The 15,593-nt window shown below is 65.2% G+C and carries 10 protein-coding genes; 1 reads left to right on the top strand and 9 read right to left on the bottom strand.

Going from position 1 to position 15,593, the window contains the following annotated elements; all coding sequences use genetic code 11:
• Positions 1-119 precede the first annotated feature (119 nt).
• Complete coding sequence (tcuB, locus tag D6B98_RS26510) at positions 120-1,220, bottom strand: tricarballylate utilization 4Fe-4S protein TcuB (RefSeq protein ID WP_126259875.1); 1,101 nt, start codon at positions 1,218-1,220, stop codon at positions 120-122.
• Positions 1,207-2,598 (bottom strand): FAD-dependent tricarballylate dehydrogenase TcuA, encoded by a 1,392-nt coding sequence (gene tcuA, locus D6B98_RS26515; RefSeq protein ID WP_126259876.1) that lies wholly within the window; start codon positions 2,596-2,598, stop codon positions 1,207-1,209. Before tcuA ends, tcuB begins: the two co-directional genes overlap by 14 nt.
• 154 nt (positions 2,599-2,752) lie before the next feature.
• On the opposite strand from tcuA, the gene D6B98_RS26520 reads away from it, so the two are divergent.
• A complete protein-coding gene (locus tag D6B98_RS26520; RefSeq protein ID WP_126259878.1) occupies positions 2,753-3,436 on the top strand; it encodes a GntR family transcriptional regulator in 684 nt (227 codons plus the stop codon).
• Positions 3,437-3,444: 8 nt separating this feature from the next.
• On the opposite strand, the gene D6B98_RS26525 is transcribed toward D6B98_RS26520, so the two are convergent.
• The 7 genes from D6B98_RS26525 to D6B98_RS26555 form a co-directional block, all read right to left on the bottom strand.
• Entirely contained in the window at positions 3,445-4,530 is a 1,086-nt protein-coding gene (locus D6B98_RS26525) for a HupE/UreJ family protein (RefSeq protein ID WP_126259880.1), read from the bottom strand.
• Positions 4,531-4,548: 18 nt separating this feature from the next.
• Positions 4,549-5,022, bottom strand: a complete 474-nt coding sequence (gene ybaK, locus D6B98_RS26530; RefSeq protein WP_126259882.1) for a Cys-tRNA(Pro) deacylase — start codon at positions 5,020-5,022, stop codon at positions 4,549-4,551.
• A gap of 223 nt (positions 5,023-5,245) precedes the next feature.
• A complete protein-coding gene (gene fdhF / locus D6B98_RS26535) occupies positions 5,246-8,014 on the bottom strand; it encodes a formate dehydrogenase subunit alpha (RefSeq protein WP_126259884.1) in 2,769 nt (922 codons plus the stop codon).
• Complete coding sequence (locus tag D6B98_RS26540; RefSeq protein WP_126259886.1) at positions 8,011-9,714, bottom strand: NADH-ubiquinone oxidoreductase-F iron-sulfur binding region domain-containing protein; 1,704 nt, start codon at positions 9,712-9,714, stop codon at positions 8,011-8,013. Before D6B98_RS26540 ends, fdhF begins: the two co-directional genes overlap by 4 nt.
• A gap of 326 nt (positions 9,715-10,040) precedes the next feature.
• A complete protein-coding gene (locus D6B98_RS26545) occupies positions 10,041-11,693 on the bottom strand; it encodes an OFA family MFS transporter (protein ID WP_126259888.1) in 1,653 nt (550 codons plus the stop codon).
• Positions 11,694-12,036: 343 nt separating this feature from the next.
• Positions 12,037-14,061 carry a sensor histidine kinase gene (locus tag D6B98_RS26550; RefSeq protein ID WP_126259890.1) on the bottom strand — a complete coding sequence of 675 codons (2,025 nt, stop codon included), beginning with the start codon at positions 14,059-14,061 and terminating at the stop codon, positions 12,037-12,039.
• On the bottom strand, positions 14,054-15,487 hold the full coding sequence (locus tag D6B98_RS26555) for a sigma-54-dependent transcriptional regulator (RefSeq protein WP_126259892.1): 1,434 nt from the start codon (positions 15,485-15,487) through the stop codon (positions 14,054-14,056). The genes D6B98_RS26550 and D6B98_RS26555 overlap by 8 nt, the downstream gene beginning before the upstream one ends.
• Positions 15,488-15,593: the final 106 nt, after the last annotated feature.

Here is a 15,593-nt window from a genome sequence, read left to right on the forward strand (position 1 = left end):
GGAGCTCCACTGCCGATGCCGCTGCATCCTGCACATCATATGCAATTGCCCAGCCCGCAAGCGGGAGAGGGAGGCACTTCCATCGTTGAGCCGACCAAGCCTCATCCCATCATGCCTGATCACGCCGCCGATCGCCGCTCCTGTGCATAGCGCACCAAGGCGGCAAAGCGATAAATGCCGTGCACGAACTTGCCGTAGGGCATGGTGATGAACAACGCGAACACGGCGCCGAGATGCAGCGCGAGCAGCGGCCCCATCGCAGAGGTCTCGCGCAGGAGCAGAAGCGCCATGCCCGTGAGCCCGGTCAGGAACAGCATGGCGATGAAGCCGACATCCATGCCGTAGCGGCTCTCATCGAGCAGCGCCGGATCGCGCCGCATCTTGGCTGCGAACAGACCGATCGGGCCAATGATCAGCCCGATGCCGCCGAGCGTGCCCAGCACCACGGGCAAGTCCCACCACGGATACGGCGCCTCGCGGCCGAGCAGATAGTGGTAGAGCGTGGCCACCGATGTCGCCGCAAAGCACAGGATAAAGCCGTAGAAGGTCAGGTGGTGATGCAGCTTGCGCCGGTCGGTCGGCTTGTCGTCCTCGTTGTAGCAGCCGACGCCGCCGCCATCGAGATAGCGCAGCTCGCCGGCGTCGCGGATCGCCTGGAAGATCGAGCCGCCGTCGGCACGGCCGCCGATGGGCGGGCCGATGTCGCGCCAGAAGGCGCGCAGGCTCATGAAAAGCGCGATAACGGCGTAGAGAAAGGCAGTACCGAACAGCGCGGCCATCACATGGTGCGGCATCAACTTGTAGAAGGCACCAGGGCCGGTGTGCACGCCGAACAGCACGCTGCGGTCGCTCAACGCAGCGAAGCCGAGGATGAAGGCGGCCATGCTGAGAGCTGCGACAAGGCTGATGACGAGACCGTTGCGCGCGAAGGCGCCGGACAGCGCGCCCGGCCAGGCATAGGCCACATAGGATTCCGCGCGCGCGACCGCGAGCGTCTTCGGGACGTTGACGTTGAACTCGTGCGGCGGCGAGAACTGGCAGTCGACATAGCAGGCGCCGCAGCCATGGCAGAGATTGGCGAGATAGTTGAGGTCGCCGTCAGAGAAGGCGCGGCGCATCTCCATGGCCGGAAACACGGCGCAAAGACCTTCGCAATAGCGGCAGGAATTGCAGACCGTCATCAGACGGTCGGCTTCGTCGAGAATACTAGTTCCGTGCATGTTTCGCTGCTTCCCGCCCTGCGATTCGTCCGAACACGCTGCCGATGGTCATGCCCATGCCGGCGGCATAACCCTTGCCGAGCACGTTGCCGGCCATGATCTCACCGGCCGCGAACATGTTGGCGGACGGCTTGCCGCCTTTCATCAGCACCCGCGCCTCCTTGTTCACGCGCGTGCCGAGATAGGTGAAGGTGATGCCCGGCCGCACGGGATAGGCGAGATAAGGCGGCGTCTCGATCCTGCGCGCCCAATGCGTCTTGGGTGGCGTGATGCCCTCGGTCACGCAATCATCCAGAATGGTGTGGTCGAAAGTGCCTGATAGCACCGCGGCGTTGAATTCGGTGATGGTCTTTTCCAGCGCGACCGGATCGAGCTCGAGTTTTCCGGCAAGCTCAGCCACCGTCTGCCCGGCGATCGGCGGGAACAGCGTCGGCATGAAGCTGGTGACGACGGTGGAATCGAAGATGATGTAGGCGATCTGGTCGGGCTGCGCCGCCACCAGCCGGCCCCAGATGGCGTAGCGCTTCGGCCAGATGTCCTCACCTTCGTCGTAGAAGCGTTGCGCCTGCTTGTTGACGACGATGCCGAACACGACCGAGTCATGCCGCGTGATGATGCCGCCGTCGAACTTCGGCGCCCGGGCGTCGATCGCGACCGCATGGCACTGGGTGGGATCGCCGACCTCCTGCACGCCCTTGTCGAGCAGCATCTTCAGGATCGAGCCGCGATTATAGGGCGTGCCGCGGATCAGGAAGTTGTCTGCGGCCTCGCCCCAATATTGCTTCAGCCACTCGATGTTGGCCTCGAACCCTCCGGCCGCGGCGACCAGGGAGGTCGCGCGGATCTCGGTCTCGCCCTTGACCGGCCGATTCAGCCGTGCAGCGAGGAATAGGCCGTCCTCGATCACGAGGTCGGTGACCTCGGCATCGTATTCGACGTCGACGCCGAGCCGCTCGGCGGTCAGGTACAGTGCGTTCAGCATCGCGCGGCCGCCGCCGAGAAAGAAGGAGTTGGTGCGGCCGAGGCTCAGCGTGCCGCCGAGCGAAGGCTGCCAGCGCACCCCCTGCTCCACGATCCAGTTCAGGATGTCCTTGGATTCCCGGATCATGTGGCGCGCCAGCGCCTCGTCGGTCTGCCCGCCGGTGACGCGCAGCAGATCCTCCCAAAACTCCTCCTCGGTGTAGGGACCGGTCAGGATTTCGGTGGCGGCATCATGGGCGCAGCGCATGTTGCGGGTGTGGCGGGTGTTACCGCCGCGATAGAACTTTGGCGCGCCCTCCAGCACCTGCACCGACGCTCCGCCGCGCCGCGCCGCGATCGCCGCGCACAGCGCCGCATTGCCGCCTCCGATCACCAGCACGTCATACTTGCTGCTCATGCCGCTCGTCCGATGCGACGAAATTGGAAATGGTCCTGCCGGCCGGCGCGTGCCGACCTACTTCCCATTGCGTACTTTTGTATACAAAGATATACATCGATGTCGCAAGCGGCATCTCTGCATGGCAGGATGCGTCGCGCGCTTCGAGGGCAATATGGCCAGACACCCGGCAAAGACAGACGGATCGATCGTGCGCGGCGGCAGCGTTGCGCTCGGTGAAGCCGTATTCCGCTCGCTCTGCGAGGCGCTCCAGGCCGGCAGCTATCGTGCCGGCGACCGCCTGCGCGAGGAGGAGGTCGCACAGCGGCTCAAGGTCAGCCGCACGCCGGTTCGCGAGGCGCTGGGCCGGCTCGCCGCACGCGGCTTCGTCGAGCCCGCCGCCGGCCGTGGACTGATCGTCCGCAACCTCGACATCTCGGAGGTGCTGGAGCTCTATGCCATGCGCGAGATCATGGAAGGTGCCGCCGCGCGACTCGCCGCCGAACATGCCTCGGCCACCGAGATAGAGGCGCTCGGGGACATCGAACAGGCCTTCGTCGAGGCTTCCGCGACCGACGCCGCCGAGATGGCGCGGCTCAACCGCGCCTTCCACGAGGCGATCTGCCGCGCCGCGCGCAACCGCTATCTCGACAACGCTTCGCGGGAATTGCAGGACTGGATCGCCCTGCTCGGTCCGACCACCTTCACCATATCGGGGCGTCCCTCGACCAGCCACGACGAGCATCGGGCCATCATTGAGGCGATCGCCGCGCGCGACGGCGACAAGGCCGAGCAGCTCGCGCGCGCCCATATCCGCGAGGCGCTGCGCTGCCGGCTCAAGCTGTTGCAGCAGCAGTAGCCGCCGGCTCAAGCCTCGAGGAGGCGCGTCAGCAGCCAATAGCCACCGAGCAGGCCGATCACCGCGGACATGGCGTAGACCAGCCTCGCCGCGCGCGCCGGCTCCTCCCGCCCGACCACAGTCAGACGATCCAACAAGCCAAGCACCGGCAGCATCAGCGCGACGATCGCAATCTGCCCGACCTCGACGCCGAGGTTGAAGGCGGCCAGCGCCGGGACGACCGCATCCGGCGGCAAGCCGATCTCCCGAAGCACGCCGGCGAAGCCGAAGCCGTGAATCAAGCCAAACAGGAAAGCCAGGCGCCAGCGCTTGTCGACGTCGCGCGAGAAGAAGTTCTCGACCGCCACGAACACGATCGAGGCCGCAATCGCCGGCTCTACGATGTGGCTCGGGATGACCAGGACATTCAACGCCGCGAGCGACAATGTCAGGGAATGAGCGACGGTGAAGGCGGTGACGATCTTGACGACCGGCATCAGCCGGCGCGCCCATAGAACGATTGCGGCCAGGAATGCGACGTGGTCGTAACCGAGGAAGATATGCTCGATGCCGGTCAGGAGATAGCGCCACATGGTCGAGGCCAGCGACGGCAGCTCCTTCGAGAGCGTGACCGTGACATTCTCGGAATCGAGCAAGGCCTGCGTCTCGGACTTGCCCTGCGCAACCAGCACGACCTGACGCGCAGCCTTGTCCCGTTCCGTCAGCACGGTGGAGCGGTAGACGATATCGCCCGCCCTGCTCGCGCAAGCAAAGCTGTTGCGATAGACGATGCCGTCACCATCGGGCAGAATCGCAGCATTGCCCGGCGCACAGGCCGTGCCGCCCCCCGTCACGGCCATATGCGTTTCGAAATAGGCGAGGATTGCTGCGCCGGCCGCTTCGACCGCAGCGGGATCGACCGCGTCCTGCTTTGCGTCATACGTCCTCGTGCCGATCAGGCGATCGACATCGCTGCCCTTCAATCCGAGTTCGACGCTCACCGTGCGATCGGCGGTCAGCGCCACGCGCGCCGTGACGAGGTTGACCTGGTGCGCCTCAGCCGGACGGCCGATGCCGAGCAGAATCGCAAGCCACAGCAGAAGCAGCCACTTCACGATCCCGCTCCGTCGCCGTCACGCCAGCACATCCGCCGCGACCGCCTTGAGGACATCCCGGACGTCGGACGGCTTCAGCCGGACCTGCAATCCGCGCTGGCCGCCATTGAGATAGACGAGATCATGCGCGAGCGCGCGCTGCTCGATCACGGTACCGACCTGCTTGCGCTGGCCGAACGGGCTGATGCCACCGACCTTGTAGCCGGTGACCCGTTCGGCCTCCGGCGGCTTCATCATCTGCGCCGACTTGCCGCCCACGGCCGCGGCGAGCTTCTTCATCGAGACTTCCTGGTCGGAGGGGACGACCACGCAGACCGGCTTGCCGTCCACCAGCGCCATCAGCGTCTTGAGGACGCGCGCGGGATCCTCACCGAGCGCGGCGGCCGCCTGCAGCCCGATGCTCTCGGCATCAGGATCGTAGTCGTAAGCGTGGACGGTGAAGGCAACACCGGCGGTCGTGAGCGCGCGCGTGGCGGGAGTGACTTTGGACATGGGTCACGTTTACCACCGTCATTGCGAGGAGCGAAGCGACGACGTGGGCACATTTGCCCACCACACAACTACTGTCATCGCCCGGCTTGACCCGGCGATCCAGTACTCCGAGACAGTTATGGCTCAATGGATGAGCCGCGGCGTACTGGATGCCCCGCCTTCGCGGGGCATGACAGCGGTTTGTATGGCAAGTCTCGTGCGCGCGGTAACGACGAGACCTTCCCTACTCCGCGGCGTCCCGCATCTCCGCGCGTTCGGCTCTGACCGCGCAGAACTTGAACTCCGGTATCTTGCCGAACGGGTCGAGCGCCGGGTTGGTGAGCAGGTTCGCCGCCGCTTCCGCGTAGCAGAACGGCATGAACACCATGTTCTCCGGCACGTCGCGGTCGGAACGCACCTTGACCTCGACCGCGCCGCGGCGGGTCTCAAGGCGAATGAAATCGCCGGGCGCAAGCTGCATCTTGCGCATGTCCTTCGGCGACATGAAGGCGACCGCCTCCGGCTCGATCTGGTCGAGCACCTGGGCGCGGCGGGTCATCGAGCCGGTGTGCCAATGCTCCAGCACGCGGCCGGTCGAGAGCACCATGGGATATTCCGCGTCGGGGATCTCGTCCGGCGGGATGACCTTGGCCGGCACGATCTTGCCGCGGCCGCTCGCGGTCGGGAAGCCCGTGGTGAAGATGATCTCGTTGCCGGGCTGGTCTGGCCCATCGACCGGATAGGTCACCGCGCCTTCGCGCACCAGCCGCTCCCAGGTGATGTTCTTCAGCGACGGCATCAGCTCCGCCATCTCGGTGAAGACATCGCCGGGACCGGAATAATTCCACGGCAAGCCCATGCGCTTGCCGATCTCCTGAATGATCCAGAGATCCTGCCGCGCATCGCCCGGCGGCTTGATCACCTGGCGGGCGAGCTGCACGCGGCGATCGGTGTTGGTGAAGGAGCCGTCCTTCTCCGCGAAGGCCGAGGCCGGCAGGATCACGTCGGCGTGGAACGCGGTCTCCGTGACGAAGAGATCCTGCACCACGAGATGGTCGAGCATGGCGAGCGCGTGGCGCGCGTGCTGCAGATCAGGATCCGACATCGCGGGGTTCTCGCCCTCGATATACATGCCCTTGATCTCGCCGGCATGGATCGCGTTCATGATCTCGACCACGGTCAGGCCGCGCACGGGATCGAGATCCTGCTGCCAGAGCTTCTCGAAGCTGGCGCGCAGATCGTCGCGCCCCACCGGCTGATAATCCGGCAGGAACATCGGGATCAGGCCGGCGTCGGAGGCGCCCTGCACGTTGTTCTGGCCGCGCAGCGGATGCAGGCCGGTGCCGGGACGGCCGACCTGGCCGGTGATCAGCGCGAGCGCAATCAGGCAGCGCGCGTTGTCGGTGCCGTGCACATGCTGGCTGATGCCCATGCCCCAGAAGATGATCGACGATTTCGCCCGCGCATAGGTTCGCGCGACCTCGCGCAACGTCTGCGCCGGGATGCCGCAGATCGGCTCCATCTTCTCCGGCGTGAACTCCTTGATCTTCTCCTTGAGGTCCTCGAACCCCTCGGTGTAGCCGGCGATGTACTGGTCGTCGGTCAGGCCTTCGGTGATGATCGTGTTGATCATCGCGTTCAGCATGGCGACGTCGGAGCCCGGCTTGAACTGCAGATGCTTGGTCGCGTGGCGCGACAGCGACTGCCGGCGCGGATCCATCACGAACAGCTTGGCGTCGTTCTGCTTCACCGCATTCTTGATGAAGGTCGCGGCGACCGGATGGTTTACGGTCGGGTTGGCGCCGATCACGATGATGACCTCGGCATCCATCGCCGCCGAGAAAGGTGCCGACACCGCGCCGGAGCTCAGGCCCTCGAACAGGGCCGCCACCGACGAGGCGTGGCACAGTCGGGTGCAATGATCGACGTTGTTCGAGCCGAAGCCGGTGCGCACCAGCTTCTGGAACAGATAGGCCTCTTCGTTCGAGCCCTTGGCCGAGCCGAAGCCGGCCAGCGCCTTCACGCCCTTCTCGTCGCGGATCTTGACCAGGCCCTTGGCGGCGATGTCGAGCGCTTCGTCCCAGCTCGCCTCGCGGAAATGAGTGAAGGGGTTGGCCGGATCGACCTGGTCGTTGGCATCCTTCTTCGCATTCGGCAACCGCACCAGCGGCTTGGTCAGGCGATGCGGATGGTGGATGTAGTCGAAGCCGAAACGGCCCTTGACGCAAAGACGGTTGTGATTGGCGGGACCGTCGCGGCCTTCCGCATAAATCACCTTCTCGTCCTTGACCTCATAGGTGACCTGGCAGCCGACGCCGCAGAACGGACAGAGCGAATCCACCTTCTTGTCGGCATAGGTGACGCGGGTCTGCTTCTCGTCCAGCATCACGGCCGGCATCAAGGCACCGGTCGGGCAGGCCTGCACACATTCGCCGCAGGCGACACAGGTGGACTCGCCCATGGGATCGTCGAAATCGAACACGATCTTGGAATCGTGATTGCGATAGGCCATGCCGATGACGTCATTGACCTGGACCTCGCGGCAGGCGCGCACGCACAGGCCGCACTGGATGCAGGCATCGAGGTTGACACGCATCGCCGGATGGCTGGCGTCGGTCGCCCAGCGTTCGGCTGCGGGAAAGCGGCTCTCGGTGACGCCCGTGGTCTCGGCCCAGTGCCAGAACTTCGAATCCGGATCGTGGCTGGTCTCGCGCGCCGGCTGGTCGGCAACGAGCAGCTCCATCACCATCTTCTGCGCGGACACCGCACGCGCGCTCTCGGTCTTCACCTTCATGCCGACCGACGGCGTGCGCTTGCAGGACGCTGCGAGCACACGTTCGCCCTCGATCTCGACCATGCAGGCGCGGCAATTGCCGTCGGGGCGATAATCGGGCGCCGGCGAATAGCACAGATGGGGAATGTCGCGGCCCTGCCGCTTGGCCACCTGCCAGATGGTCTCGCCGGGTTTGGCCTCGACCTGCTTGCCGTCGAGCTCGAACGTAATCTTGGTCATTCGGCCGCTTCCTTGAACTCGTCAGGGAAATATTTGATCACTGAGGACAGCGGATTCGATGCTGCCTGTCCGAGCCCGCAGATCGAGGCATCGCGCATCGCCTGGCTCAATTCTTCCAGCAAAGCGCGGTTCCAGACCGGCTTCTGCATCAGCAGCGCCGCCTTCTGGGTTCCGACGCGGCACGGCGTGCACTGGCCGCAGCTCTCGTCCTCGAAGAACTTCATAAGGTTCAGCGCCGCCGCGCGCACGCTGTCCTTTTGCGACAGGATCACGATCGCAGCCGAGCCGATGAAGCAGCCGTATTTCTCCAGCGTGCCGAAATCGAGCGGGATGTCGTCCATCGACGCCGGCAGAATGCCGCCGGACGCGCCGCCCGGCAGATAAGCGTAGAACTGATGGCCATCGGCCATGCCGCCGCAATATTCGTCGATCAGCTCGCGCACGGTGATGCCGGCGGGCGCCAGCTTCATGCCGGGATTCCTGACGCGGCCCGAGACCGAGAAGCTGCGCAGGCCGTGACGCTCGTGCCGGCCGTTGCCCTTCCACCAGTCGGCGCCCTTCTCGACGATGTCGCGCACCCACCACAGCGTCTCGATGTTGTTGATCAGCGTCGGCAGGCCGAACAGGCCGACCTGGAACGGGTAAGGCGGCTTGTGCCTGGGCAGGCCGCGCTTGCCTTCGATGCTCTCGAGCAGCGAAGATTCTTCGCCGCAGATATAGGCGCCGGCGCCGCGGCGCATGTGCAGCGTCGGTCCGCCCGGCGGCAGCTTTGCGATCTCGCGCTCCAGGATCTCGCGCGAAGCCGGATATTCGTCGCGCAGATAGATGTAGACGTCGGACGCCTGCACCACATGCGCGCCGATCAGCATGCCCTCTATGAATCGGTGCGGGTCGCTTTCGAGATAGTAGCGGTCCTTGAACGTGCCGGGCTCGCCCTCGTCGCCGTTGATCGCCATCAGCCGCGGGCCGGGTTCGCCCAGCACGGCGCGCCATTTGCGTCCCGTGGGGAAGCCGGCGCCACCGAGCCCGCGCAGCGAGGCGTCGTCGAGCGACTTCAAGAGATCGTCCGTCGACAGCTCGCCCGAGCGCAGGCGGCCCAGCAGCTTGTAGCCGCCGCCGGCGACATAGGCGTCGTAGCCGACATAGTTCGGCAGATGGGCGTGGGTGTCGCCGGCCTTCGCGACCGCCATCACATTGGCGACGGTCGCATGATCGACGAAATTGTGCCCGACCTCGGCTGCAGGCGCGGTATCGCAGCGCCCAACGCAGGGCGCGCGCACGACGCGGATGCCGGGACCTGACGCGCTTTGCAGGTCCTCGAGCAGCTTCTCACCACCAAGCATCGCACAGGTCAGGGAATCGCAAACGCGGATCGTCAGCGGCGCGATGTCAGGCTCGCCCTCCTTCACCACGTCGAAATGCGCGTAGAAGGTCGCGGTCTCGAACACTTCGGCGAAGGCGAGCTTCATCTCGTCGGCGAGCGCAGCCAGATGCGCAGCCGAGATCTGGTGATACTTGTCCTGGATCAGGTGCAGATATTCGATCAAGAGATCGCGCCGCCGCGGCCGGTCGCCAAGCAGCTGCTCGATCTCGTGCGCGGCGGTGGGATCGACCTGCCGCCCCTTGGGCGTGGCCTTGGCGCGCCGGCGCCCCTCGCCGGGATGCTCGAACGGGCGGACCTCATGCACGTCGTGGCTCATCGATTCGTCTCGATCTCGTCTTTAAGAACAGGTCCAGTTCTAGCTCCTGGCATGCCAGATGCCAAGCAAATTATCATGCTCACGGAAGCAGTTAAGCGCAGTCCAAAGGCAGCCTTGGATCGCTGCCCGGAAAACGGCCTGGCGTTCGTCCAACGCGCCAATCGATAGAACGAAGCCCGAATTGGTCCGGAGATCAATAAAGGCATCCTATGCTGCGATTGCGAAGTCGTATCGAGCTCCCGGCTCCGAGGCGACCGGTGCCCCCTTCACACGAAATCAGCGGCGGGAGCGCGAAAGGCCGCACTCCCGCTCGCGATGTTGTGCGATCAGAAGATCTTCACCGCGCTCTCCAGCGTCTTCCAGACGCCCCAGGCCAGCGGCACGCCGACGAAGGCCCAGAACATTGCGGCACTGGCGTCCAGGCCGCCCTTGCCGATGCCGAACGAGCCGTACTGGATCGACGCCGCGCTCTTGGCGCTCGCCGCCTGCAATTTGGCGACCTCCTCCTGGCTCATGTTCCACTTCGGATCGACCGGCTTGATCATGTAGTTGCAGATCAGACCGGCGATCAGCATGGCGCACAGGATGTACATCGTCGTGTTGTAGAGCTGGTCGCGTGGCACGCCGGCAGCGAGCTGGAACTCGCGGATGTAGTTGACCACCACGGGACCGATGATGCCGGCCGTCGACCAGGCCGTCAGCAGCCGGCCGTGGATGGCGCCGACGAACTGCGTCCCGAACATGTCGGCCAGATAGGCCGGCACCGTCGCGAAGCCGCCGCCGTACATCGACAGGATGATGCCGAAGCCGAGCACGAACAGCAATTTCGAGCCCATCGCCGCGAAGGTCGGCGCCAGCGCGTAGAGCGCGATGCCGAGGAGGAAGAAGGTGTAGTAGGTGTTCTTGCGGCCCATGAGATCGGACATCGAGGCCCAGAAGAACCGGCCGCCGATATTGAACAGCGACAGCAGACCGGCAAAGCCGGCGGCGATCGCTGCGATCGCAGCCTTCTGTTCACCCGAAAGCTGGCTGAAGCTCAGCTCCGGATGCCCGATCAGCTTGCCGGCGAAGATCTCCTGGAGCATGGGCGAGGCCATGCCGATCACGCCGATGCCGGCCGAGACGTTCAAGCAGAGCACCCACCAGATCAGCCAGAATTGCGGCGTCTTGTGCGCGTTGTTGAGATGCACATGGTGCTCGGTGATCATCGACTTCTTCTCGCTTGGCGGCGTCCAGCCCTCGGGCTGCCAGCCGGGCGGCGTGACCCGATACGAAAATGCGCCGATCATCATGAAGACGAAATAGATAACCCCCATCACGACGAAGGTCTGCCAGACGCCGACGTCACTTGTGCTCTTGAAGTAGTTGATCAGGAGATTGGCGAGCGGCGCACCGATCATCGCACCACCGCCAAAGCCCATGATGGCCATGCCCGTCGCCATGCCGCGGCGATCGGGGAACCATTTGATCAGCGTCGACACCGGCGAGATGTAGCCGAGGCCGAGCCCGACGCCGCCGATGACGCCGGCCCCAAGCCACATGATCCAGAGCTGGTGAACGTAGACGCCGAACGCGCCGATCAGAAGACCGCCGCCCCAGCAGCAGGCGGCGACAACGCCCGCCTTGCGCGGGCCGGCGCGCTCGAGCCAGCCTCCCCAGATCGCGGCGGAGACGCCGAGCAGCACGAAGAACAGCGTGTACATCCAGCCGAGACTTGCGACCTTCCAGTCGCAGGTCGTGGTGAACAGCTCCTGCCACAGCGAGATGTCGGCGCAGGCCTTGCTCTGCGAGATGCCGATCGCGCGCGACAGCGGCAGCCAGAACACCGAGAAGCCGTAGGCCATGCCGATGCAGAGATGGATGCACAGCGCGGCCGGCGGCACCAGCCAGCGATTGAAGCCGGCCTTCGCGATCGTGCGTTCACGATCCAGCAGGCCGGGAGCACCAACCGGTGCATAAACGGTATCGGCAGTCGTCATAAGCATTTCCTCCCAAGCGCGGCCTTGCCGGCACATCGGTTTGAGACCGCTCGTGTGCGGGCCTGGCAGCCCGCGCATGACCGGTCGGATTTCATGCCGAAGTGGAATCGTCTGGCACGCATCGCCTCGTGTGCGCCGAGCAAGCAACTGATCGCGGGCGATGTCCCTTCGCCTCGCAAGCAGCGTTGCAGCGACGGCGATCGCGCCCTCGTCCCCCTCAACACCCTGTCTTGAGATGAGCAACGCGCGTGCCAGAAAGCGCATCGTGATGATTCAACGACTTCCCGCAGCGCAATGTGCCGCGCCGGACAGAATGTCTGGAATCCCGGGACAAAATGTCCAATCAGCTCGCTTCCGGCAGCCACATCGTGAATGTACTTCCGGAACCGAGATGGCTTTCGGCCGTGATCTGTCCACCCTGGCGCTTGATTAGCGTCTGGCTGATGGAGAGGCCGAGCCCGGTGCCTTGCCGCCGTTTCGTGGTGTAGAAGGGATCGAATATCTTTTCGATCACCTCTTCGCTCATACCGATGCCAGTGTCGGTGACCTCGATGGCGACGCCTCGATGGCCGTCGCGCTCGGCATCGAAGGAGCGAAGCGTCAGGGTCCCGCCGTCCGGCATGGCGTGGATCGCGTTGACGATGAGATTGACCAACACCTGCTGCAGCTCGTTCCGGTTCATCAGCACGAGCCGATTGGCGCGATCCTCCCTGACCACGGCGATCTCGGTCTTGTTCAGAAGATGCTGCACCAGCGGCAGGCAATCGGAGATGACGCTGGCCGGCGCATGGCGCTCGACATAGCCGGCATACTCCTCCGGCCTTGCAAACTGCAACAGCTTGGTCACGATCTGGCTGATGCGGTGAATCTGCTCGTCGAGCAGGCGAAACTCGACCTTTGCCTTGTCGGCATCCGCCCCGAACACGCTGCGGATGACGTCGAGGTTGCCCTGCATCACCGCGATCGGATTGTTGATCTCGTGGGCAACGCCGGCGGTGATCTCGCCGATCGCCGCCAGCTTCTCGGACATGATGAGCTGCTTGGTGGTCGCCTCGAGCTTGAGATTGGCGTGCTCGAGGTCCCGGGTGCGCTCCAGCACGCGGACGTTCAGCTCCTCGTTCCATTCCCGCAGCTGCCGGTCGCGTTCCTGGATCTGGTCGAGCAGGCCGTCGAGATGAACCGCGACGCGGCCGATCTCGTCACCCGACACCGGCATCTTGGTGCGGGCGGACAGGTTGCCGCGCTCCACCTCGGCGATCGTCGCCGTGACGCGCTCCAGCGGCATGAAGATGGAGCTCGCCCAGCGCAGGAAGATCGGTACGGTCGCGGCGGTGATGGCGATGAAAGCCGCGATGATGATCAGCAATGTCTGGTATTTGGCCTCGCTGAACGGCTTCTCCAGAAAGCCGACATAGAGCATGCCGACCCGCTTGCCATAGCTGTCGACCAGCGGCTCGTAAGCGGAGATGTACCAGTCATTGACCACGAAGGCGCTGTCGAGCCAGGTGCGCCCCTCGCCCAGCACGGCCGAGCGCACCGCCGCCGACACGCGCGTGCCGAGCGCGCGCCGTCCCTCGAACAGACGGACGTTGGTCGAGATCCGCACGTCGTCCAGGAACAGCGTCGCGGTACCCTGGCTGCCCTCCGGCAGGCTCGCGGCGCGATAGACGAGGTCGTTGATCGTGTCGATGAATTCGAGATTCTGGTTGAGCAGGGTGCCGCCGACCAACGCCGCGGCGCCGCCGTCGCGCAGCGTCGCCCGGCTCGCCGTATGCACGACCATGCCGCGCGTCTCCGTGCTGCGGTCGGTCGGCACCGCGTTCGGGGTCGGCACGAGATCCAATCGCGCGCGCTCGGCCAGGGCCGGCGAAATCGCGGCGAGCTCGTCATTGCCGAAAATATCGACGCCCGTCGCGGCGACCTGGCCCGACAGCGCCGACACGATGATGGGCCAGTCGCTTCTCGGTTGGTGCTGCAGCGGCGGCGACGAGGCCAGGACCTCGCCGCGATCGTTGCTCAGATACAGGAAGTCGAGACCGATTTCCTTGCGGGTCTCGTCGAGCAGATCCCGCAAGGAGCCGCGCGCATCCGGCGCCAGCACCTCGTGGAAGCGGGCCGAGAGGCCAAGCGCCCGGACCTGGACGCCGGTCTTCTCCAGGATGCGGGCGAGATATTGATGGGCGATGGTGAGATCGCCGTTCACCTTGGAGATCAGGGTCGCGTCGAATTTCGCGTTCCAGCGATAGATCGCAACGCCGAGCAGGAGCGGCAGGATGACCAGCATCGGCAGCAACGCGATCGCGAGCAGCCGGAAGCGGACGGAGCGTCCCCGCACCAGCTCGCCGCTGCGGCCGGCGCCATCAGACATCCCACAACGCGCATTTGCGGTCGATGGTCTTGCGCGAGATACCGAGGCGCCGAGCCGCCTCCTCGCGATTGCCGTTGACCTCCTTCAGCACGCCGAGAATGTGACGGCGCTCGAGCTCGGCGAGGCTGTCGGCAGGCGCCGACTGACCATCGTTGCGGGAGCCGGCGAAATCGTCGGGGAAGGCACCGAGGATCAGCGTGCGCTCGATCAGATTGCGCAGCTCGCGCACATTGCCCGGCCAGTCATAGCTTGCGAGCGCCGCCCGCACCGAGGCGTCGATTGGCACCGGCGGCATGCCGAGCTGAACCGACAGCTTGCTCATGAAGATGCCGGCAAGCTCCAGCACGTCGTCGCCGCGATCCTTCAGGAGCGGCAGGCGGATCTGCATCACGTTGAGCCGATAGAACAGATCGGCCCGGAAACGGCCCCTCTCGACCTCCTGCTGAAGCTCGGCATTGGTCGCGAAGATGAAGCGCAGGTCGACCGGAACTTCACGCTCGGAGCCGACCGGACGGACGCGGCGGTCTTCGAGCACGCGAAGCAGCTTGCTCTGCATCGGCAGCGGCAGCTCCCCGATCTCGTCGAGGAACAGCGTGCCGCCATGAGCGTACAGGAACAAGCCCTCGCGGCCCGAATCGGCGCCGGTGAAGGCGCCCTTGATGTGTCCGAACAGCTCGGCCTCGATCATGTCGGGCGGGATCGCCGCGCAATTCACGGGCACGAATGGCTTGTCGGCGCGGTCGGACAGTGAGTGGATCGAGCGCGCCGCCACTTCCTTGCCGGTGCCGGATTCGCCGGTGAGGAGGATTGAGGTCGGCAGGGGCGCGACCCGTGCGATGGTCTCGCGCACGCGCAGCGTCGGCGCCGACTGCCCGATCAGGTTGTCGCGCAGAAAGGCGCGGTCGGAGGAGGCGCGCAAGGCATAGCGCAGGACGTAATTCTCGCGCTGGAGCCGGACACGGTCGAGGCATCGCGCCACGGCATTGAGGATCTGGTTGGAGCGGAACGGCTTGAGCACGAAATCGGCCGCACCCGCGCGCAGGGCCTGGATCGCGGTGTCGAGGTCGGCAAAGGCGGTAATCAGGATGGCGTCGGCGAAAAAGCCCACGGCGCGCTGCTCGGCGAGCCAATCGACGCCATTCTTGCCTGGCATGATGTTGTCGAGAATGACGACGTCGTAGCGGTTGGAATCGAGCTTGCGCGAGGCCTGGTCGGTATCGGCCGCCTCGTCCACCAGCTTGCAGCGCGGTCCAAGCGTGCGCACCAGGAAATTGCGCATGCCCGGCTCGTCGTCGACGATCAGGATGGAGGCCTGCGCCAGCGCGCCGAACTCCGGCCCTGCCGCCGTCTTGCCGGGCTTGACGGCAGGCTCGCGGCCCGCTGCGGAAGGTGCGGCTGCGCTTGCCCTCGATGTTGAGAAAGTCATGCCCGATGTCTTAGGTTTGAGATCATCCACGCAACAGTCGGCGCCTTTCGCATTGCAGCGAAACCCGGCCGTTCCCCCGCCGGCGCAGCATAGTCAAACGCCGCCG

The sequence above is a fragment of the Bradyrhizobium sp. LVM 105 genome (assembly GCF_003957705.1).
GTDB classification, from domain to species: Bacteria; Pseudomonadota; Alphaproteobacteria; order Rhizobiales; family Xanthobacteraceae; genus Bradyrhizobium; species Bradyrhizobium frederickii.